The following is a 21,564-nucleotide window of genomic DNA, read 5'->3' on the forward strand; positions in this document are numbered from 1 at the left end:
TTCGATTACGGCCGACTACCTTTAGATAATAGCTAGCTTACAAGAAATGATTACCTAATTAAATAATCCCCTAAAATTAGCTTGATTTTTATTAATTGACAAGTTTATCTGTAGTGAACACCTTCATAAAAACAAAAAGTCCCATAGATGAGACTTTTGTTATTCGCATTAGAAAGAAATTCTGTTATGGTTCGTTTCGGTGACCGCCTACGCTTTCTTCGCCAGTGTATACACTGGCGTCTGTTCCTCAAGAGCCTGTTCAGACAAGCCATCCAGCACCTCGTACTCAGAGTTCTGCGACTTAAATTCCGGAACAATCTGTTTCATGCCTGCTACTAGTTCCATAAAATCCGGCAACAGCTGCTCCGCATCGACAATCTGCTTGCAGAGCGCATTAATACGTTCGGCTTTCAGCGGCAATTCATCATGATTTACCTTGGCAATCATGATTTTAGGATGATGCGTCTTCACGGTGTTCTCATTATTTGCCAAGAGCTCCTCATATATTTTCTCGCCGGGCCGCAAGCCCACTATTTTGATGTCAATATCTTCTGGATAACGATACCCTTTAAGCTTAATCATACGTTTGGCCAGATCCATGATTTTGACCGACTTGCCCATATCGAACACAAAGATCTCTCCCCCTTTGCCCATAACACCCGCTTCCTGTACCAACTGGCAGGCTTCGGGTATGGTCATAAAGAAACGTGTGATCTCCGGATGCGTCAAGGTTAGGGGGCCTCCATTTTCCATTTGCTTTTCAAAGAGCGGGATGACCGAACCATTTGAGCCCAATACATTTCCAAACCGGGTGATTATAAAGCTAGTATTGGACTTTCCACTGCAGCTGCTAACGTAGATCTCGGCCATACGTTTGGTGGCGCCCATGACGTTGGTCGGATTGACAGCCTTGTCAGTAGAAACCATCACCATCTTTTTGGTGCCGTATTTCATGCAGAGGTCGGCAACAATCTTACTGCCGAGCACATTGGTCTGAATAGATTCGTAAGGATTGGCTTCCATCAATGGCACATGCTTATACGCGGCTGCATGGAATACCAGATCCGGCTTATATTTAGCAAAGATGCTTTGCATGAAAGCATAGTTACGGACATCTGCAACGATGCAATGCAGATGTTCAGGCTGTGTGGCTTTGATAGATTGCTGTATGTCGTACAAGGCCGACTCAGCCTGATCCAAGAGGATCAATTTTTTATAGTGTCGCCTTGCAATCTGCCGGGCCAGTTCCGAACCGATAGAACCCGCTGCGCCGGTCACCAAAATTACCTTGCCCTGCATCTCCTGCTCGATCTCCGGATGGTCTAATTTGATGGGTTTGCGCCCAAGTAAATCCTCGATCTTCAACGGCCGGATTTCGCGTTTGGCGCCTGAGTTGAGCAGTATACGTGCCGGTGGCATAATCTTGAGCTCCAGCCCAAGGTTTTGAAACCAGTCGGACACATATTCCAACCGTTCGGGATCGTTATTTTCTACAGCGATAATCACCTGGGTAATATGGTACTTATCTATATATTCCTTCGTTATTTCGGTAATATCTTTGATCTTCAAACCAGCGAGCCTTTTGCCGATGCGTGAGATTTTATCCTCGACAAAGGCTACGACCTGATATTTTATCCGAGGATCCTCTTTTAATAAAGAGAAAGAGACCAGTCCCGGCCGCGAGGCCCCAAAGATGAGGACATTCTCCGCTTTTCTGGCAGGTAGGAATAAATATTCATAGATCGTTCGATATACCACGCGCGCGCCCACCATCATGACGAGCAAAATACAAGCCTGCATTGTCAAAACACCGTAAGAAAGACGTAAATAGTCTCCAGCCAGCGTCCCTTTATGAAATACTGCTTTAATGCCAAAAGTAAGCAACATCAAAACCAGATAAGCAGCTGCTATTGTCTTGAATATCTTGATCGTATCCCGAATGCCCGTTTGGCGTACAATTCCTCTGAAGGTATTATAGCACAAAAATAGCACAAAATATACCGGTAATACGAGCACCAGCTTTTTAAGCATAAGCTCAGCGTCAAATACACCCTTGAAATTATTAACAACGTAATTTGAAAACACATAACTGACAAAGACGAACCACATATCGATCAACAAAATGACCCACCGCGGATTATCCTTGCGCAAACGTTTTCTCAAATCCCATAGAGATCCCATCATAGCTTTTTCTTCCTTTTAGTTTATGTTCTTATCAACAGTAGATACTGCAGCGAATTAAATATTCCGCACAGCGCATATGGCTCTTTCCAATTTCAGAATAAGAACGCCAAGATAGTCAAATTTTAACAACCAATCTTTAAAATCATTAAAAAACTAACAACGCAACTACCTGAATACAGCATCTACATATTAATTGGGGAATAAGCAAGTATTATACCGAAACTGTTACAAACGGAGGTAAAATTAAAAAACACAGCTAAATTCATCTTTAAATTTATTCCGAATCAATAAAAACATACCTTACTCTAAACTGCCCTTCTTAAAAACACTACATTTGGCATATTGTTTGCAAACATATTGAAAGACAAGGAATACCATAAACTTGTTGAAAGACAAGGAATACCATAAACTTGAATTATATATTATGAGTTTCTTCAGCAAACTGTTCAAAACTACAAGGTCATCGTCTGTGAGGCCCTTAGCCCAGCTGGAATTTCTAGGTGTTGATATGCACAACCATCTGCTGCCGGGGATAGATGATGGAAGCCAGTCTGTAAAAGACTCGATTGTATACATTCAGGAACTTCAGCGCTTGGGATTAAAAAAGTTTATCTGTACGCCACACATTATGGCTGGAGTACATCCCAATGATAAAATGAGTATTGATGCGGCCCAGGCAAATCTGACGAACGGCCTGAGGGATAAAGGACGTGACGCGGACATTTTCGCTGCAGCCGAGCATATGATTGATGACGGATTGCCTACGTTATTGCAACAAGGTGAACTATGTGTGATGCCGGGAGGATATGTGCTGATTGAGATGTCTTATCTATCGGAATCAAAAGCGCTTTTTCACACCATTTTGGCCATTCAGAAACTCGGTTACAAACCCGTTCTCGCACACCCCGAACGCTATAATTATTATCATAGCAATTTTAATATCTATAAGCAGATTAAAGATGCAGGATGTCTGTTGCAGTTGAACCTCTTATCGCTTAGCCGATACTACGGGGTTGACTGTAAGGCCATTGCAATGACCTTACTCAAATCAGGAATGTATGATTTTGCGGGCACCGATCTTCATCATGAGCGACACTTAGAAGCTTTAAAAAATATTGCAGAAAAATACCCTGTCCGCGATATGTTAAGAACATCACCTATTCTGAATGAGAGTCTACTTGACTATTTCGACACAGGCAAATCGCAAAACGTAGCAGGATAGGTTTTGAAATGGAAGAGCTTACTGCCCAAACCGTTTGACATTGACCTTTTTTGACTTCACTTTTAACACAAAAGGTTCAAGCACCAATTCGTCAGCTATTTCGATTGTTGCTGTCTGTGCTTCAGCATCTGAAAATACATGCTCTGGAAATTTGGTCGCATCCAAATAGAAACTATAGCGTCCAAGTGGTAGTCCTGCCTCAAATCGTCCATCTTTGTCTACTCGTATCGAAACTGTTGTTCCATTCGCATCTTTCGCAACTATACTGTGTATATCCAGATTAAGGTCTGTTTCAAGACTGAGCCCGGGGGTGTATTCAATATTAATTTTTCCTTTCACTGTGCCGCCACGCTGCAAAGGGACCTGAATCTGCATATTTCCCTGCTGGACAATCAGCTCTTTTGACAACGCCATATATTGTCCCTGCTTGGGAGAAAATAACAGATAAGATCCATAAGGTAGTTTTTTAAATGAAGCATGGCCAGATTGATCAGACACAAACAAAATTCCTTTTATGGTAAAACTATGCGCTGATGCCGGCTGGTCATCTCCATCAAACACGCCATTAAAATTGTGGTCGTAAAAGCAAAAAACCCGTAAATCACCAGTTTTCACTGTTGGACGATTAATGTTTGATCCGTTCAAATTTTGTCTGATCCCGATCCGGAGATTATTAAAATCATAATTGTATCCGGCTTTTACTGCGCTATAGTTATACTGAAAAAGCCCCGTCACCATTGTATTTTTGAGTACCCGATAATTAAAGCTCGCATTGCCTCCGTAACTGTCTCCATAACTATGGCTCTTATTTACACGTGCATTGGCAGACCACTGCAATCTATTTTGTAGAAATTGCCCACCCACACGTGCACCTAGGGAAAATCGGCTACCTAAAGGCCGGCCTAGGACCATGGCACTTACCAGATCAGCAAGCTGAAAGACACCCTCCTGATAAGAAGCAGAGAGGTTCAGGCTTCTGTAATTGTAATTGAGATCCGATCTCAGAATCAAATTACCATTGCCCTGCAATAGTCCTGACACCAATCCCGTCTCTGTTATCAAATTAACACTGTGCTGCATATCCCTGGAGCGAATAGTTAAGTTTGACAATATCCGCCAGGATTCAAATGCAAGATCCCGTATGCCATCCGTTAAAGCATACGTACCTTTTTCTTTGTTGTAATTGGGCACCACAGACAAAGTCAGGAACGGAGTTAGCGGTCTGTACATACTCAAATCCCAGCGCGATGACTGACTGGCATAATTCAGGAACCGCTGATTTAGATAACTTGGATTATAACGGTAAAAAGTGTAGCTCAAGTTCGTGGAGAGCTTTCCCCACTGACGGCTAACCCGCTCTGCCAACTGAAGGGCGCCGCGGCGGTTGCCAGTATAATATGGTGAACTATAAAAATTATCCGCACTAAAATTCCATTTTGCGAGCCTTCGGTCCACGCGCAGCCCCAAGGCCAGGGATGGCATGGACGAATCTCCCGAAGCGACCATCATATTCCGGGACTCTAGACCAGCACCTACAAACATACGCATAACCATTTTTCCCGCATCTTTTTGCTTGAGCAGATCAAAGCTGTTACTCCAAAGTAAACCCGTGGTGCTGTCTACGGTATTTCGACTGTAAAAAAGCTGTCCTTCATAGCGATAGCGCTCAGGCTTATTCTCCCCGAGTACCAGCTTTCCGAAGACCGTGACTCCTGCTTCGTTTAAATCGCTATAATCAAGGAGATCCACACGATGCTGCAAAATACCAACAGCAAAATTCGCAGCCCTCGAGGTATCCAGATGATCGAATTTTAGTCCCCTTCCGTAAACTGGCGCCTCCATACTTTCCTGAATATGCCCGAGGGTATAGATATTCCTTCCTTTTTGAAAAGAGGCAAAAGTATTGCTCAAGGTTGGCTGTTCCACACCACCGGTCTTGGTCAGATAAGCGCTGTAACGCAGCTGACCACCGCTCAGCCGATACTCGCCTTCAGACTGAAGATAGTACGACTGCTGCTCACCAAGCAGATTGTCCATCTGGATATCGATAAAATTACGGGAATAAGCTGCCAGATTGCCTCTATTATCAAACAACTGCTGATAATTTCTGTCCGCAGCCATATTGGACAGCAAGATGGACAGATTTCCGAACACATCTCCGTTTTCATAAAGCCCAGTTATGGCAACGGTATATTGAGCACGCTTTAACATATATTTTTCAACGACAAAACGTAGCATCAATACGGTGTCTTTACCCGCTGAAAGATTAAGGCTCTGCTCCTGAAATTTGGTATTTCCAATACGATCGGGAGATGAGTATAAGAGTTTTAGCTGTTCATCCGTCGTACCGATGTTGATCGCACGAGCCTTTATAAAGATCGAATCACCGACCTGTCTGAGGTACTGTTGGGCAGTAAGATCCTGCAGGATCACTCCTCGTTTTAAGGGGACATCAATGGTCACCAATTTGGTTTGGAGCAAGGTACCCGTAGCACTGCGCAGTTCAATCTTCAGCTGCTGTCCTTTCAATCGAGAAAGCGCCTTACCCTGCAAGCGCTGGCTAAAAAAACGCTTTTTCCCAGCGGGTATATTTACGGGTATCTGCGTTGTCCCCAATGTCCCGAGTCCCTGCGGCAGCACAAAATCGATCCTACCGATAAAAGTTTCCATAGAGGAATTATACAGCTGCAGATCGATGCTATTTAAACCGGCCTCTAACTGGACATGGTCTGCAACGCCTAACTCAACAGACACCGCAGACTGCCCGTATATAAACAGCCCCGTCAACAGAAGCCACCCCAAAAGAAAGCTTTTAACGATATGGTAATATTTGCTGGACACGTTTACATCCGGTTACTGAGGGATCAACAGGTATAACAGCGACACACTATAGGCTCCCGATTTGGATTCGCTCACCTGTCCGGGTGTCAGGTTGGCCCAGTAGCCAACGTTAAATGATTGCACCTGCTTTTTATCAGCCGAAGCAGCAGACAACAACATTTGCTCCTGTGCGCTTAACGAGATCTTAGGATTGGTTTTTATTTTATTCAGACCACCTCCAGGAGTCAGCTGAAGCGATAATATGGACAAAGGAAGAGTACCGCCTCCGTTTCTTACTATTTCCGGTTCCAGTGCTTTTACCCTCAGCTCAAAGTCGGTCACCGAATGTACACGTATTGCATCTGGCATCTGTAGGGCTACCCCTTGCAAATAGTCCTTTTGCGTCGAAAACTGCAAAGTAGCATTTGCCGCTTCAGCAGCAATCTCCAAGCTATAATCAGGCTCCATATCGACCATGGCCCCATCTGTCAGACGCGGAGGCAACTGCATCTCATAATTAATCTCCTGCGTTCCAATTATTTTCCCCTGTCCATTATATAACGTAAACAATAGTGGAATACGATATTTTAAGTATGTGTACTGGTCAGGGCTAAGGTAGTCATCCAAATACTTTCCTTGCGCTATCGTCAATGCACTATACAATTGATATTGCACATAGTATCTCCCATTGCTACTGATTGGCTGTTTTGCCCGGTCAATTAACAGAACTTCGTTACTATTCTGAAGAACAATCGGGTTGCGGCTGGCCCCAATGCCATCCAGGCGGAAAGCGGGATCATTATTGTCCGCAGTCCAGCGGAGACTGATCTTATCTGGAGGAAAAGTATTGCCACTTCGATTTTTCCCGCCTGCAATAGTACGTATCGGCGCTAGTAACCGTACTCCCAAACTCCAGTCACGTTCGTTAACAGCTGTTCCATTGAGATCAAACTGGAAAACATTAAAACGGTCGCCTGTTGTTTTTCCCAGATAGGAAGTGATTTCGAAATAGTTGTCTGACCAAACCGAAAATCTCAATTGTGCATGGACAGCCGCAGTGAGGAAAATAAATCCGCTCAGCAGACTAAAGGATCTAATTTTTTGCCACATGTTTAAACTCCAGTTCCGCGATCTTTACTACGTCCTGATCGCCATAAAATGCCAATATAGAAGCTAGATAGCTGCCCGATTTCAATGTCTTTGGAATGCCTATATACTGCATGCGCTTATCTCCGGGCAGGCAATAAAAATTAAGATTATCCACGACCGTTTTTTCTCCGGTATCCTGATTTAGGAATTCAGCCCTCATGCGTCCTTCCAGCCATATATTTCCGGTGACTTCGTAACTTATTTCTAAGAACTGGCCCAATGTATCCAGATCCTTGTGTAGCAAATTTGTGATTTCCAGGTCAGGTGCTTCCCTGCCATTAAATCGGTGATAAACTTTCACCCCTGAACGCACAGCGAGACGGATATTTGCCCCCTCCTGTTTTTCGCGGGCTCTTGGATTCAACTGTGTCACGAAAAGCATGGTTGTATGCACCGGTACATCCGCGCTGAACTTCGCATTCTGCGGTACCTGCATATGCAGCTGCAGACGTTTGGATTCTCCGGGCTTCAAAGAAAAATAAGATTCCGATACCGATAGCCAGTCCGCGCAGCTAGTAGCCAGAGTTCCCTTCGGACTCAAAACGTTATCACCATAGACAGAGTATGCCCAATCCTCGAAGGATACACCAAGTTCAAGTGTATAATCCTTACTTGGATTAGTGACATCCAGAAATTGCGTCTGCGCCTGTCCGGCATCACCTACAAAATAAAGCCTTGGTGGCCCCACAGTTAACCCAGTCTGCGAAAATCCGGCCAACACAGTACATAAAAATAAAATTGAAAAGGTGATCTGTTTCATAAGCTTAAATTCATTGGCCTAAAATATACAAAATACAGGTATCCGGAGATACCTGTATGCGCATGTTTTTCGTAGGGTTTAGGGTCTCTGTTTAATTTGCCGCGATTGTGTATACCACATCAATGGTGTATTTTGCTTTGGTATCTTTGCCGCCATTGCCCAATAGATCTTTTACGGTAGTCTCACTAAGAGGCTTACCGATGTATTTCACATCCAGTTCTTTTCCTAATACAGAAGATTCAGCAGTACTTGTATTTCCAAACGGTCCAAACTCCATGTTCACATCAGTACTTGCGGACTGGCCTCCAACCTGAATTTCCACCAGTTTTTTTGCATCATACGATCCGGCACCATTCCCTGCAACCTTGGTAAAGTTGCCATTTGCAGATAGGGAAGCTTTAATCTTGTACCCTGAACCGACTGAAGACACTTTCAGTTGTTTGGCTACCAATTTTTGCACCCCGTTGGTGTAGTCAGCAGCTTTTTCGTACTTTAAAGTAACCTCATCATCGTAACCCGAAGTGACGCCATTTCCATCATTGCTCTGGCCTGCTCCACTTCCAATTTCAATAGACTGGAAGGGATTCAGTTCGACGTTCAATTTTACCTTTGCAGATGATTGTGCGTTAGCGAAAGATAATGAACCCATAACAGCGATTGCGGCGAAAATAATTTTTTTCATTTTATTTTTTTTAATTTTTAAGGTATTAATTCTTTTCATTTATCCTCTTGGGACAACACAAAGGTACATCGCCACTCTCGGCAAAAAGTATGAATTTCGTCCTAAAAAGTATGAAAAGGAGACCTTGTAGTTTCTTGTAGCTGTTCAGCTACAAGGCAATACCCACAGCTATAAAGCTTGATGCAGGAAAGTTAGCAGAAAATAAAAATGGCTGATTTTTACTTAGTTTCAATACTATAAAGCACATCATTGGTAAAAGTCACGGATTTATTCTTTTCCACGTAATTGATCAATTCATTGGCACCGGGGCCGTGATATGATACATCGAAAAGCGCATCAAAAGTAGGTGAATCCGAAGCAATGAGCACTTCCTCCCGTGTTGAAAGTGGATTGGCTTCCATTTGTCTTGATACATGAGCGTTCACCGCCCTTGCTTTCACACGTATGGGCGGAACAGGAAACGCATTCACCTGCTCACCATCAAGTCTGACGAAAGCCTGATTTGCCAATTTAACTTTTACCTCGTAGCTCGACGTACTAAAAATAGAAAGGTGCCTCTTTTGGACAGACTCGACACCGTTTTGATAATCGTCAAGTGTATGATAAGCTAACGTAACAGTCGACTGGTCAGGATTGATCGCCAGGTGTTGCACATCGTGCAATACCACATTTAGCTTGACCGTTGTCTGTGCCGAGGCAGCAGTCGCTATACCCCCCAATGCCAAAAACAATGCAACCTCTTTCATACGCTTTCGTTGTTTTACTATAAATATAGCTGTTATTGTAAAAACGAAAGAATAAAGACCAGCGTTTTTCCTTTTTTAGACTGTATTTTTTTTAATACAATACGCTACTTATAATTGCCAGCGCTTACGGTATTCACTGGGAGTCATTCCGATTTCTTTTAAAAAAAAAGTACTAAAATTATTGACATCGGTATAACCAAGTTCCCAGGCTATTTGCTTAATGCTATAGGAAGCCTCTGTAAGCAGCTTTTTCGCCTCGCGCAAAAGTTCGGCAACAATCACCTCTTTAGGGGTCACGCCGAGCGCAGATTTGGTCAGATTGGTTAACTTTTTGCTTCCGATATTGAGCTGTGCAGCGTAAAAGGCCACCTGCTTTTCTTTTTTGACCTGCTGCCGTACCAATTCTTGAAAATGCCTGACCAGGGCGATATCAGAGCCATGCCCCAGCATTTCACCGGACTGCCTCTCCTCCATGTGAATGGCAGCCAGCAGCACAATCTGTTTGACTATATTATAAGCCAGATCTCTATAGATAGCCTGATTATAATTGAGTTTGGAAAGCTTCAGCTGCGTACCTACAAAGTCATAATAAGTCGCGTATTCCTTGGGCACGCTCAGCAATCTATATGTATACTCCTGTTTATTAAATGATTTAAAATTGCGCAGAAAGGCAGCATCAACATCTGTACGGGCAAAAAAACTCTCAGAGAAATAGATAATCAAAAAACCCTGTGTCTCGCTTGGATCGGCATCAATATGTACTCCCCGCGGCACCAATACGAGGCTGTATTCGCCAATTTCAACAATATCCTGATTAATTTTTACCCTACAGCCGCCAGCAGAGACAAAAAGTACAATATAATTATCTGCTGCCACTGCATCACCCATACCCGAAGACCCCCGCTCTACCCCAATCACACGATGAACTCCAAATTCCATAGATTCTAATTATCGAAAAAACCGCCTGAACACGCTCAATAACAATAGGCCGCACGAATTTAGCAATAATTTACACACAAAAAAAGCGCATCCTTGTTTCAAGGATGCGCTTCAATTAAACGCATTAGTCCACTATATTTGCTTATCTGCCTGCCGGAGAGTTTTTCACACAACGGATCTGTACAGCTTCCGAATCCGTGGCTGTCCGCCAGCCGATGCCATAACCGATATCACCGGCGCTACCAGTTAAATGGAGCGTTTTATACCCCCCTGATGCCGTAGTCACCAAGTAAGCAGCTTCGCGGCCAACTGTAGCACCAATATCGTCATTCGGGTAATATCCACCAAAGGAGAAGAACAGGTACTTGCCACGTTCCGATACCGGAAGAGTCACAGGATCTGTCAACACACCAAAGAACATTCCCAACATGGTACTTGGGGTTCCATTGTAGTAATCTACATAACGTGCCGGAGGACTCCACGGGTTTGGTCCAGGATTGTCAGCAGCACCTGAATTGGTGCGATCCCATAACTTTTGAATTTCCGACTCCATAGGCAACCGCCATTCACCAGCACGCGCAACGAGTTTACACGGATCTCCGGTGCCACCATTTGATTTGTTTGCTGAAGCATTTGTACCGTTGATCTGTTTAGGCAGCAGACGGTCAGGGAACCAGTAATCGCCTTTTCCGAATGCATATTTACCTGTTGAGGGATCGTAGACAAGGTTATTTAGCGCCCAGTCTTCATCACCCACATTGACCGAAACAGGAGCTTTCAATGTAAATTCCAAGATGTATTTTACGCCTGGCTTCAGATTCCAGCCGCCCTTGTCCACATCTTTCGCCGCACTCCCACCGATAGATACTCCCTTCAATCGGACAATTCCATTACTTGTTGCCGACGTCGTAATAAAAGTCGAATCCGAATTAATGATCGAACCTGATGTATTTTTCAAACGAAACGTAACTGGGTTTACGTCCCCTTTAAACGAAAGGGCACCATCGGATAGAGCCACGTCGACAGCAGCATGGGAAGGCTCGATACTCGCGCCAGCAATACTACCAACTACGCCTATAGCGGACGCATCAAATTTTAATGACACTTGCGTAAACAAATGTGCTAAATCGGCATTCAGAACGTTTTGACCTTCTTTCACTTCATATTCCACCTGATCCAGCATAAAGTCCTGGTCAGCTGTCAAACCTGTAAAATTCACAGCACTTAAAGTTGCCCCAGCTTCAATCCTTGGCAATGCCTTATTGGTGCCCGAAGCATAAATGACAAACGTATATTTTCCTTTTTCAATGGCAAAGTCCTGCGCACCGTTCCCCTGGGTAAAAGACTTTGTCTCCTTATATACCCCTGCAGCATCAAAAATAGCCACATAATAAGTGGTCCCATCCTTTAACGCAATCTGCTCACCACCCGTAGAAACGCTCGCTGCTTTAGTCGCCGCTTTAAGACCTGAGAGCGAATTAGTCTTCTCTTCGGTCAGCGTAGCGACCAAAGTATACTGATTGTCAAAAGGGATCTCAACAGATTGCGCTACAGCCGTATAGCGGCGGCCCACTGATGCACCTTTTATAGCCTCGGCTTTCGCATGGCTCTGTCCAATATTCAAGCGCACGGTGGTACCCGTTTGAATCCCAGCTTCGTTGCTGTCCTTGCTACACGAAGAAATCAGTAAGGCAAGTGACAATAGGGAAGCTATCGTAATGTTAAATATAAGTTTTTTCATAAAAAGATTGTTTATACTACCAATTATTAAACATCGATTTAATTCCATTCCACATCTTGACTTTGGGTTTCCGTCTGCCAGGACTCGGTCACTGTACCCTGTACTGAACCCGCCGCAACACTGTATTCAAGCGCTACATTTTGGGTCTTGACACAAGGTCTCTCATAAGGCAAGCGGACATCCGCACTCAGTAAAATTTCGTTTTTTGTTTTCATATTTTATATTTTAAAAATGTATAAAAAGCACCTGCATAGTGTAACAAAAAAACTATCAAAAATAAAGTTTAAAAAACTAATATATAGATAATTACAATAAACAATAATATAACCTTTGTCCCTTAAAAAGTTGCACGAAGGTAGACAATATTGAAAAACCAGAAAAAGATTTCGAGGCATCTTTCCTCCCTTGTAGCTAGGATACTACAAGTCCTTCCCTTCTCCAACACGCGGATGTCCATGAGCTTCGATAAGTGGCATACAGAGACCGCAAGCACGTTAGAAATTTGAAAAAACAATAGGCCATCCAACTGGAGAGTGCGGCGGCATGTAGTTGTAAATACAGCAACCAAACGATATAATTAATTGTTTATACACTTAATATAATTGAAATAACAATTTCAATTATAAACAAGAAACTAAAAAAGCTAAAACGTTAAACTAAATGCACTAATACAATAAAACAGGACGCCACAGATTGTTTATCAATAAACACAAATAACATATATTGACTACTATTTTAATATAGACACTATTGAATAACATACAGAAACCATGCATGTCCTGAAATATATTTAATATGACTAAGTTTAAAAAGATCCTTCAAAAGACCCTTTAAAAAATACTTGTTCAAACATGTTAATTATAAAACAAAAAAAATATTCAAATTTATTTTAAAACTGCAAAAACAAAATCCCAACAACTTTGTTCCAGCTACGTAAAGAGCAGGCAACCGTTCAACATTACGTGCACAAAGCGATATAACGAACAGAACTTGCAAGGATATATAAACCTTATTAATGCTGAAGCAATAAAGAGTTTAAATGTTTAAGTAGCAGATGAAAAATATATTAGAAAATATTTTACAATTTTTTTTTGCACAAGTTGATATTTAGTCGTAATATTACAATTCGAATACAGTATTGTAGTTAGCCGAGATTGGAAGAGAATAAAGACATATATAATTTATTACATTAACAGGAATAGAAACCAAAATTTACGCCAGCGACAACGAAGAAGTTTACCTGTACGCAGAGGTAGGCGGTTGGTCAAAGCGTCGATTTTTAAAAAAAAATTTAACAATGAAGTATTAAACTGTCCATTAAATTTTAAACCCCACGCTAGCAATAACGTGGCATTATCCAAATAATATTATCATGAATACAAACGCAAAAAAAATGTACGTTGCTCCGTCCATTAAGGAGCACGTTATTGAGCTGGAGCAAGGGATTGCTGCAGGCTCGCAACCCGCACAACCAGGAAGCGGAGGAGTTACAGTTGATGACCAAGAAGGTACTGGCGGATCTGGCTGGGATACAGGCAGCTTCTAAGTATTTATCCTTGACACTAACATTCTTATTAAAATTATGAAAACATTCAACAAAAACTTCGCAAGCAAGTTTGCACTTGCCGCATACTTGGCATTGGGCACGTTAGCCGTAACAAGCTGTAATAAAGACACGCAAAATGGACAGGAAATCCCCAATGGCAAAGCTCAAGTAATGGTCCGCATCGCAGGTATTAGCGATGGAGAAGATATTAAAACCAAAGGTAGCAACCGCTCAGCATCAACAAGACACTCTCTTCAACTCGTAGAAGGAAATGGCTTTGATGCCCTTGTTGGGGTAGACAATCAATTACCAGCATCCGAAATCGCTACAGCAGGTCAATCGGGCATAAGAGCAGCCAACGGCACCCGTGCGGCATCCCCAGTTGTTAGCGGTACAAAATACCGTTTATTCCTGTATAAAAAGGATGGCACAAACTACACATTTGAAAAATCCGTAGAGCTAGCCGCGGGCACGGAAGCACCTGTAAATGTCAGTGATGGCGCCACATACAAATGGGTGGCCATGTCCTACAATTCTACAGATAACCAAGTCCCTGAAAACCAAAACCTAGCATTACCGGGCAACACGGATGTGTTGCGTGCTACAGGCGAATTTACAGTGAGTGGAGCAGCGGTTCCTATCAACGTGAACTTTAGCCGTGTGTTTGCCCGTATTGGTATTGAAATCAATACGATGGGTATGTTTGCCCCCATAAACTCAGCCACCGTAACTGTCAGTGGACAGAATGCAAAAACAGGTACATTGGACGTTGCAACGGGAGCTTTTGTTGGTGGACTTACAGACGTGAGCCTTCCAGCGTTAACCTACGCAGATTTCGTCAATGCACCTGGATCTGACGGACAGCAAAAAATTGCATACTACTATACAGCAGATCAAACTCAACAAAGTCTTCAAGTAACGGTCAGCGCACTCAAAATCAAGTTGGAAGATGGCAGCGAGCGCTCCTTTGCTAATAATGCGCCACTTCAAAGATCACAAACCATTACTCCTGAACGTGGTAAAAATCATCGTTTCTTGGTGGGTATTACTGAGTCGCCGTTGACATTTGGTGGCGTGCAATGGTCTAGAGCGAACTTGTACTATCAGGCAGGCTACAACCCCTACCGTTTCTACCATTTCAATCAGCCAACGAACGATCCGAGAAGCTTTTTCTCTTATGGTGGTGCTAAACCAGGCGTTTTGGCTAGGCAGGTACTTCCTCAAGACCCATGTGCGTTAGTATATCCAGCGGGTCTATGGAAAACACCTGCGAAAGCGGATTTAGCGTCGCTTACTTCAGGAGGTATTACTGGAATTTTGGGTGACCTTAATTTGAATGTTCTTGGCAGCACAGTCGACCTTCTAATAGGCGCCCAAAATATATTAGCGACACCTGTATCAGGTTCAACAGCAGGCACTGGTTATGCTGAATTTACAGCTACTGGAACAAATACAGCTTATGGCGCAAATACTTCAGCAACGAACAAACTTCGTTTCAACTACAACGGCTTTATGCGCGATATCAGTGTGGTAGAGGACCTAATTCAACTTGATTTGGGCACAACAGGTGGCAGGTACACAGCGTTTTGGACAAATGACCGCTCTTTGAGCTTGCCTTTGAATCTTGCTGACCTAGGCGTAACTCATTACTTGGGGAATTTCCACAATGGAGGTCTTCTTACAGGTGGCAGTGGTTTCAAAGCATTCAGGTCGACCAACTTACTTGGCATTAGTGTCTTAGGTGGGCTAGATGTCATCAAGTCTTCTTTAATGAACGTACGTTGCGTACGCAACACCGCTTGGAACCCAGCTGCTCCTGGGTACAACCCAAATCCAGTTCTTCCGAACTAATGATTGCCAATCGCAAACTTTTTTAAGTTTAGCATATAAAAATAACAATAGGAGCTCATTTTAGAGCTCCTATTGTATCCCATAATCGCCATTTATTAATTCCCATTTTGTAGTTATTTTACTACACCATCCCATTTTTACACGATTTTCGTAAATTTTCACACGGCCATTTCCATTTAGATTTTTTACTTTTGGGCCATCGAGTCATTTTTTTTGCGTTTGGCTTGATAATATTAATGGATAGAATGGGACGAAGGCGTTTGTCCCATTCCTTTTTGTCGCGATCAGCAAACACACTCCACTTAGCTGACAGACAGCATATTATAACAATAAAAATGGGAAAAGTTACAAACAATGAATTAGCAACACTGATATCATCCAGGCTAACTACAATCATGAATCTTACGGGACTCTCACTGGAAGGGATCGCCAAATTCGTTGGTCTGACCGCAGGGCCGTTACGTAGCCATTACAACAAAACACTAACGATCTCTGTTGAACATGTCGCCAAGATATGTCAGCCTTTTTCCATTTCACTGTCTGATTTTTTTAATCCAGAATACGTACTGACACTAGAGATCGCTAAAGCCCCCGATCTTGCACGTTTTAAAAACGAATTGCTGCTAGAACAACAAAACTTATTACTGAAAAATAATGTAAAACCTGTCGATGAAACTGTCCTTGGCGACCTGAAACAGCAACGCGAGTTTGTCGACCATATAGTCTGCACCTCCGATTATTTCTCCGATCCCAAAACATTGGAACAAATGGTCATCGACTTTCAGAAACAATACAAAGCACATTTTACGACCGAAAGGCTATACAGTTTGCTTCGAAAATATGTAGGTCGCGAAATCCTTCAACGCAAGCCCCTTCCCCGTACCAAATGTGATCGCCCTGCCAGCCGAAGACCGTTTATGTACTTCAAGGCTACAAAATAGGACAAGGCTCAACCAGGGCACTACTGCAATGGGTAATTAAAAAAAGCTCACTATCCAAAGCAACAGTAACAATCAGACGCACTCTGAAAAGCGAGCGCCAAGAGTTAATTTTCCCGATAGGTCCGCGGAATGTTGCCCGTCCTTTTTTTTACAAAATTTCTAAAATTGGACTCATCATTAAACCCCATTTCGTATGATATCTGTGCAATCGATAGGTTCGTATGCCTGATATAACGCAGTGCCTGCCTGACCAGAACATCTGTGATCAATGTTTTGGCAGACTTGCCTGTGATCGCTAAACAGCACTCAGTCAATTTTCGGGGCGTAACATGTAACTGTTCGGCATAAAACTGTACACTTGTATATTCCCGGTAATACTTATGCACGAGAACAGAAAAATTATTGACCAAACTTAAATCCAGCTGCTTTTCCTGCTTCTCCATATAAATACTCGCATTGAGACCGTGATACCCCTCGAGTAACAGCGCCTCAAGAAAATGATGTGCCATCAGCGGAAAAATAACTTCACCTCGCTGACTGACATTTTCTAAGCGTTCAATAAGTTGATGAAAAGACTGTTCGTCACGCAGCGGATCGTCTATCACTACAATAGGATGACTACCAAAAAACAAGCTGGAATTTAAGAGAGCTGAATCTTCTTTAGATCGCTCATAAAATGAAGCCGTAAACAAAAATATATACCCGTCGCCCTCCTCAGCATTCAGGAAATCAAGCTGACAACCCGGCCTGATAAATGCAAGCTCTCCCTTTTGGAACTGATGCAGCTCACCGTCCACAGTAGCTGCCACCGGCTGCCACAATTTGACAATAGCGAAATAAGGCTCATTTCTTTGCGCCTCAATAAGGTATTTGCTATTTAACGCTTTTAACGAAAGCGCCTGCATATCAGTTCTTCTTATATTGACCAGCTGATAATTTATCATGTGATAGTATTGAAATCACTTTTGTTACATTCTCGTCTCTCTTTTTTATCGAGCAGCCATATCACAATTTGGCCGAACATTTCTCTGTTTCGATAAGTATTGTTTTCTATTTTCAGGCGAATTCATCTCCCGTCTGTTTTCGTACGCCTTTGGATTTATATTCTACTACTTCTTTTTAAACAAGCTATTCGGTTAAAAATAGTAGTCTAATTCAGACTAGAAAAAAAACACATAACACTGATTATCAGTAAAATATTTTTTTAACAAGCATAAGAGGCTTTTTTTGTCTTGCCGACATTTCTACTTTTTTAATTTACCAGTTATTTTAACGCTGTATTTTGCACGGATTTAAAAAAAAAGCAGTATATTTGATTAAGCGAAATAGTAGTCTGAATTAGACTAATTCATATATACTACTATCTTTACACTCAGACAATAGCAAAAGTGTATATGATAAATTTCGATTTCGCCCTGTTGGACACTAAACCAAATGCTGTAATTGCATTAAAATTTATTGACAATCAACAAAACGAAGTTGTTGTAAAAACCGCTTTAAAAATTAGCCCAGCCAAGTGGGATGCTGATAAACAGCGGCCTACAAACATTTACCTCAAAAAATATAAAAAGCTCAATGCTAAATTGGATGCACTGAAAGTAGGTGTTTCTCATTATCTGCAAGAAGTCGCTCTTAAACAACGCAAATTTTCAGCCAATATTTTAACAAGGCTCATAAAAAAATGTTGCTTATTGGGCGAAAACAATGTTTACCTTGATGGCAGCCTTTCACAGGCCACCGACAACTTTATCAACAGCCGGTTGCATCTCATCTCTACTACTACTTACAGGCGATACATGGTCTTTTTCAGATTGCTGAAACGCTTTGAAGGGCATCAGCGCAAACAGCTGATGATCAAAGATGTAAACAGCAATTTTGTTAAAGAGTTTATTCATTATGGCGAAGCCGAAATGTACAGTCCCAGCACCATCCATCGCACCATACACTTTATTCGGACAGTACTTAATTTTCTGGAAAAGAGAGGCATACGCACCTATGTCTATGAACTGGAGCTTCCAAAGCTCAAAAAGCAGCACTGCGTGGTTAGCCTCACCGAAGACGAACTGATCACTATCAAAAAGACAGACGTACCGCCACAACTGAAAGCGGCCAAAGACTGGCTGATGATCAGCTGCTATACCGGACAGCGTGTGTCAGATTTTATGAATTTCAATCTCGGCATGATGGAAACTCTTGACGGAAAACCATGCTTATCCTTTACTCAGCAAAAAACACAAAAAACAATTTTACTACCCCTCCATCCGTCCGCATTACACGTACTGTCAGAAAATGGAAATAATTTTCCAACAAAACTCCCCGCGCAAAAATATAATGAACAGATCAAGGAAATCGTCCGGTTGGCGGGTATCACTGCACTGATCAAGGTACGGACCCGAAATGGTTTTCGTGCCACAGAAAAGCTTGTTCATAAATGGGAAGCTATTACCAGCCACATCGGCCGCCGCAGCTTTGCCTCCAATTTTTATGGCAAGATTCCCACCCCTTTACTTATGGAGGCCACGGGTCACAGCACCGAGCAAATGTTTCAGCGCTATATCAGCAGTACGAATACAGAAAGAACACGCTCGCTGGCCACCTATCTTGACGAAATGTATAGAAACAAATTTGTGGATCAACATAGTGCTAGCACCGATACAGCAACCGACACGCTCACAAATTAATTAATCCCTATCAGTCAGCAGGGTATCAAGACTCGGGCTTGCTAATCCGAAAGAAAAGCATTAACTTACTATGTATTTATTTTCATTATGGCTCGAGTCGAAAAGATGAATTCAGTCAATTATTTGCCCATACAAACCAGCGGAAGGTTCCTCATCATGGCACCTGATAAAACGATCGTTGGCCTAAGTGAAAACATGCTGACTTCAGGCTCAGATATCCAGAGCTTGTTGGGGATTCACTTACCTGCTTTTTTAGAAAGTCTCTTCGATTTACCATCGGAGCTATCGACCATCCTGAATGATATCTCCCAAATACCAACCACTGGAACAACATTTGTTGTTAAAGACAATGACTCTGCTTACTACTTGCACCTCTGTGCACACAAAGGGCATTTTTTTATCCGTATAGAAGAAAAAATAGAAGAAGTCATATTCTCCAAACAAATAAATGCGTTCCATTTTTCTGCCTATGATAATGCGGGAGCTATGTGGCACACATTAATAAATGCGGTACAGCATATATCAGCATTTGATGTGATTACGGTCGCTCAGATTTTTGAAGATCGTACCAGCAAAATATTATATTCGACCTGTACTGAATCATCTTTTGCCGGAAAACTTTTCTCGAAAACCTTTATATCCGACGCCCTTTATACTTTCTTTTCTGGAAATGAATCCGTATATATCCCCGACATGCAAGATCGTGAGCAAAAATTGTGCACACGGCTGTCGCTATCACATATTCCCATAGAATATTCTCCCTTACCACAAAAACCCAAGTTTAGCAAGCTGATTGGCGCCAGTTCGACACTAGCAATACCCATTGTCATCAACAATATCTTATGGGGAATCGTGATCGGCATAAACCGACAACCCAAAAAAATTGACTATCAGAAACGTGTACTATGCCAACTGCTGGTCCAAAATGCCGCCATACGTCAAAAACAACTGCTAAACCAAAAAGGAGAAAGCTTTTATGCAATTATAAAAGAGACAAAAAATCAGCTGGATGAACAGCTTACCTCTGGCCGTTCACTAAATTATTGTTTATTACAACATCTAGACAGTATTGCAAGCTTAGCACATGCCGACGGAGTAGCCATTTATCATCATGGCGTGATTACCAAACAGGGTAGTGTACCTTCCAATAAACAAATCAGCAAAATGGTCGATATCATCAGACAGACCGGTAAAAATCTGTTCAAAGACAATAACTTCAGGCTTAAACGCAAACAGTTATTTGACGAACCGCTACGTATTGCGGGAGTAGCCGCATTGCGTGTAGCAGATGAAAGAGACCACTGGATTATATGGTTTAGAAACGAAAGTAAATTTACGATTTTGGAACTCGAAGAATCCAAAGCGATAAAAGATGATGAGAGTAAACAGGAATTTATTCTCACCGAAACCGAAATACTGGACACCGCGATCTTTTGGAACGATGAGGACATCTCATTCATGAAAAGTTTAGATAGAATGATCGGTAAAGCAGTATTTTTAAGAACAAAAGAAGAAGCTAAGACCCGTGAAATCCTTATCAGTACCAATAATGAGCTTCAGATGATTACACATACATTATCCCATGATTTAAAAAATCCGCTTTCTTCAGCGAAATTGAGCGTTGCTTTTTTCCAGCGCCAAGCCGAATTATCCCAGATGCATCAACGATGGTTATCAAATCTAGAGGAGAGTGTAAATAATATGGAGGAAATCATCAACAAAACGGTGGAATTTATGCGCTCCAAAAGTTTTTCCTTTGTTAAAGAGCAAATTGCTATACACCTTCTTATCCAGCCGATTTTTGAAGAGTGCAAAATAAAATACGACAATCCTACATGTCTACTTTCAACCGCGGATTTGCGTCCTGTCTACGGAGAGAAGGGCACGTTAACCCAGATTTTTTCCGCCATTATCGGGAATGCCGTACAATACTCAGCTCATTCTCAGGATCCTGAAATAATAATTAACAGCATAGCAAATGCACAGGGAATTGTCTATACCATTAGTGATAATGGTATTGGTATCCCTGAAGAGGAACTATTCAAAGTTAAATCAGCTTTCTACAGAGCACAAAATACGCCGCCTACCACTAGCGGATCTGGCATCGGTCTGACGCTGGCTAGCCGCCTGATGAAAATGCTGGGCGGAGATCTGCAGATCGAAAGCAAGCTTGAAAAAGGCACAACAGTCCGCTTGATTTTCCCAAAAGAATAGCCTAGGTCAACGGCCTGTACGCTTTCCCACATAACACACTGTCCCATACGACAAGCGACGCTCTCCCCCAGAAACTCCACTCGCCACT

The 21,564-nt window shown here is 42.4% G+C and carries 16 protein-coding genes; 6 read left to right on the forward strand and 10 right to left on the reverse strand.

Annotation, left to right across the window (positions count from 1 at the left end; translation table 11 throughout):
- Window positions 1-207 precede the first annotated feature (207 nt).
- Window positions 208-2,184 carry a polysaccharide biosynthesis protein gene (locus K7A41_RS06020; RefSeq protein WP_265712958.1) on the reverse strand — a complete coding sequence of 659 codons (1,977 nt, stop codon included), beginning with the start codon at window positions 2,182-2,184 and terminating at the stop codon, window positions 208-210.
- A 424-nt stretch (window positions 2,185-2,608) separates the two neighbouring features.
- Between K7A41_RS06020 and K7A41_RS06025 the strand changes: the two genes are divergently transcribed.
- A complete protein-coding gene (locus K7A41_RS06025) occupies window positions 2,609-3,406 on the forward strand; it encodes a tyrosine-protein phosphatase (protein WP_265712959.1) in 798 nt (265 codons plus the stop codon).
- Window positions 3,407-3,424: 18 nt separating this feature from the next.
- Here K7A41_RS06025 and K7A41_RS06030 read toward each other — a convergent pair whose 3' ends face one another.
- From K7A41_RS06030 to K7A41_RS06065, 8 genes are all read right to left on the reverse strand, one after another.
- Window positions 3,425-6,247: an MSCRAMM family protein gene (locus K7A41_RS06030; RefSeq protein WP_265712960.1), complete on the reverse strand. Its 2,823-nt coding sequence runs from the start codon at window positions 6,245-6,247 to the stop codon at window positions 3,425-3,427.
- 12 nt (window positions 6,248-6,259) lie between these two features.
- Entirely contained in the window at window positions 6,260-7,336 is a 1,077-nt protein-coding gene (locus K7A41_RS06035) for a hypothetical protein (protein WP_265712961.1), read from the reverse strand.
- Window positions 7,320-8,135 carry a hypothetical protein gene (locus K7A41_RS06040; RefSeq protein ID WP_028069217.1) on the reverse strand — a complete coding sequence of 272 codons (816 nt, stop codon included), beginning with the start codon at window positions 8,133-8,135 and terminating at the stop codon, window positions 7,320-7,322. Before K7A41_RS06040 ends, K7A41_RS06035 begins: the two co-directional genes overlap by 17 nt.
- Before the next feature lie 91 nt (window positions 8,136-8,226).
- Complete coding sequence (locus K7A41_RS06045) at window positions 8,227-8,817, reverse strand: hypothetical protein (protein WP_051606645.1); 591 nt, start codon at window positions 8,815-8,817, stop codon at window positions 8,227-8,229.
- 218 nt (window positions 8,818-9,035) lie between these two features.
- Window positions 9,036-9,563: a hypothetical protein gene (locus tag K7A41_RS06050; protein WP_265712962.1), complete on the reverse strand. Its 528-nt coding sequence runs from the start codon at window positions 9,561-9,563 to the stop codon at window positions 9,036-9,038.
- Between the two features lie 108 nt (window positions 9,564-9,671).
- A complete protein-coding gene (locus tag K7A41_RS06055) occupies window positions 9,672-10,502 on the reverse strand; it encodes a helix-turn-helix domain-containing protein (RefSeq protein WP_265712963.1) in 831 nt (276 codons plus the stop codon).
- A 142-nt stretch (window positions 10,503-10,644) separates the two neighbouring features.
- Window positions 10,645-12,243, reverse strand: a complete 1,599-nt coding sequence (locus tag K7A41_RS06060) for a FimB/Mfa2 family fimbrial subunit (RefSeq protein WP_265712964.1) — start codon at window positions 12,241-12,243, stop codon at window positions 10,645-10,647.
- Between the two features lie 38 nt (window positions 12,244-12,281).
- Window positions 12,282-12,458 carry a hypothetical protein gene (locus K7A41_RS06065; RefSeq protein ID WP_265712965.1) on the reverse strand — a complete coding sequence of 59 codons (177 nt, stop codon included), beginning with the start codon at window positions 12,456-12,458 and terminating at the stop codon, window positions 12,282-12,284.
- A 1,157-nt stretch (window positions 12,459-13,615) separates the two neighbouring features.
- Here K7A41_RS06065 and K7A41_RS06070 point away from each other — a divergent pair.
- From K7A41_RS06070 to K7A41_RS06080, 3 genes are all read left to right on the forward strand, one after another.
- Window positions 13,616-13,789 (forward strand): hypothetical protein, encoded by a 174-nt coding sequence (locus K7A41_RS06070; RefSeq protein WP_265712966.1) that lies wholly within the window; start codon window positions 13,616-13,618, stop codon window positions 13,787-13,789.
- A gap of 36 nt (window positions 13,790-13,825) precedes the next feature.
- The gene (locus tag K7A41_RS06075; protein WP_265712967.1) at window positions 13,826-15,640 is read left to right on the forward strand and encodes a hypothetical protein; all 1,815 of its coding nucleotides are present in this window, start codon (window positions 13,826-13,828) and stop codon (window positions 15,638-15,640) included.
- A gap of 335 nt (window positions 15,641-15,975) precedes the next feature.
- A complete protein-coding gene (locus tag K7A41_RS06080; protein WP_265712968.1) occupies window positions 15,976-16,581 on the forward strand; it encodes a hypothetical protein in 606 nt (201 codons plus the stop codon).
- 104 nt (window positions 16,582-16,685) lie between these two features.
- Here the strand turns inward: K7A41_RS06080 and K7A41_RS06085 are convergent, their stop codons facing one another.
- Window positions 16,686-17,525 (reverse strand): helix-turn-helix domain-containing protein, encoded by an 840-nt coding sequence (locus K7A41_RS06085; RefSeq protein ID WP_265712969.1) that lies wholly within the window; start codon window positions 17,523-17,525, stop codon window positions 16,686-16,688.
- Between the two features lie 450 nt (window positions 17,526-17,975).
- On the opposite strand from K7A41_RS06085, the gene K7A41_RS06090 reads away from it, so the two are divergent.
- Together K7A41_RS06090 and K7A41_RS06095 are read left to right on the forward strand one after the other, a co-directional pair.
- Entirely contained in the window at window positions 17,976-19,262 is a 1,287-nt protein-coding gene (locus K7A41_RS06090) for a phage integrase SAM-like domain-containing protein (protein WP_265712970.1), read from the forward strand.
- 105 nt (window positions 19,263-19,367) lie between these two features.
- Entirely contained in the window at window positions 19,368-21,476 is a 2,109-nt protein-coding gene (locus K7A41_RS06095) for an ATP-binding protein (protein WP_265712971.1), read from the forward strand.
- Window positions 21,477-21,564 lie beyond the last annotated feature (88 nt).

It is taken from the genome of Sphingobacterium sp. InxBP1 (genome assembly GCF_026191775.1).
GTDB lineage: Bacteria > Bacteroidota > Bacteroidia > Sphingobacteriales > Sphingobacteriaceae > Sphingobacterium > Sphingobacterium thalpophilum.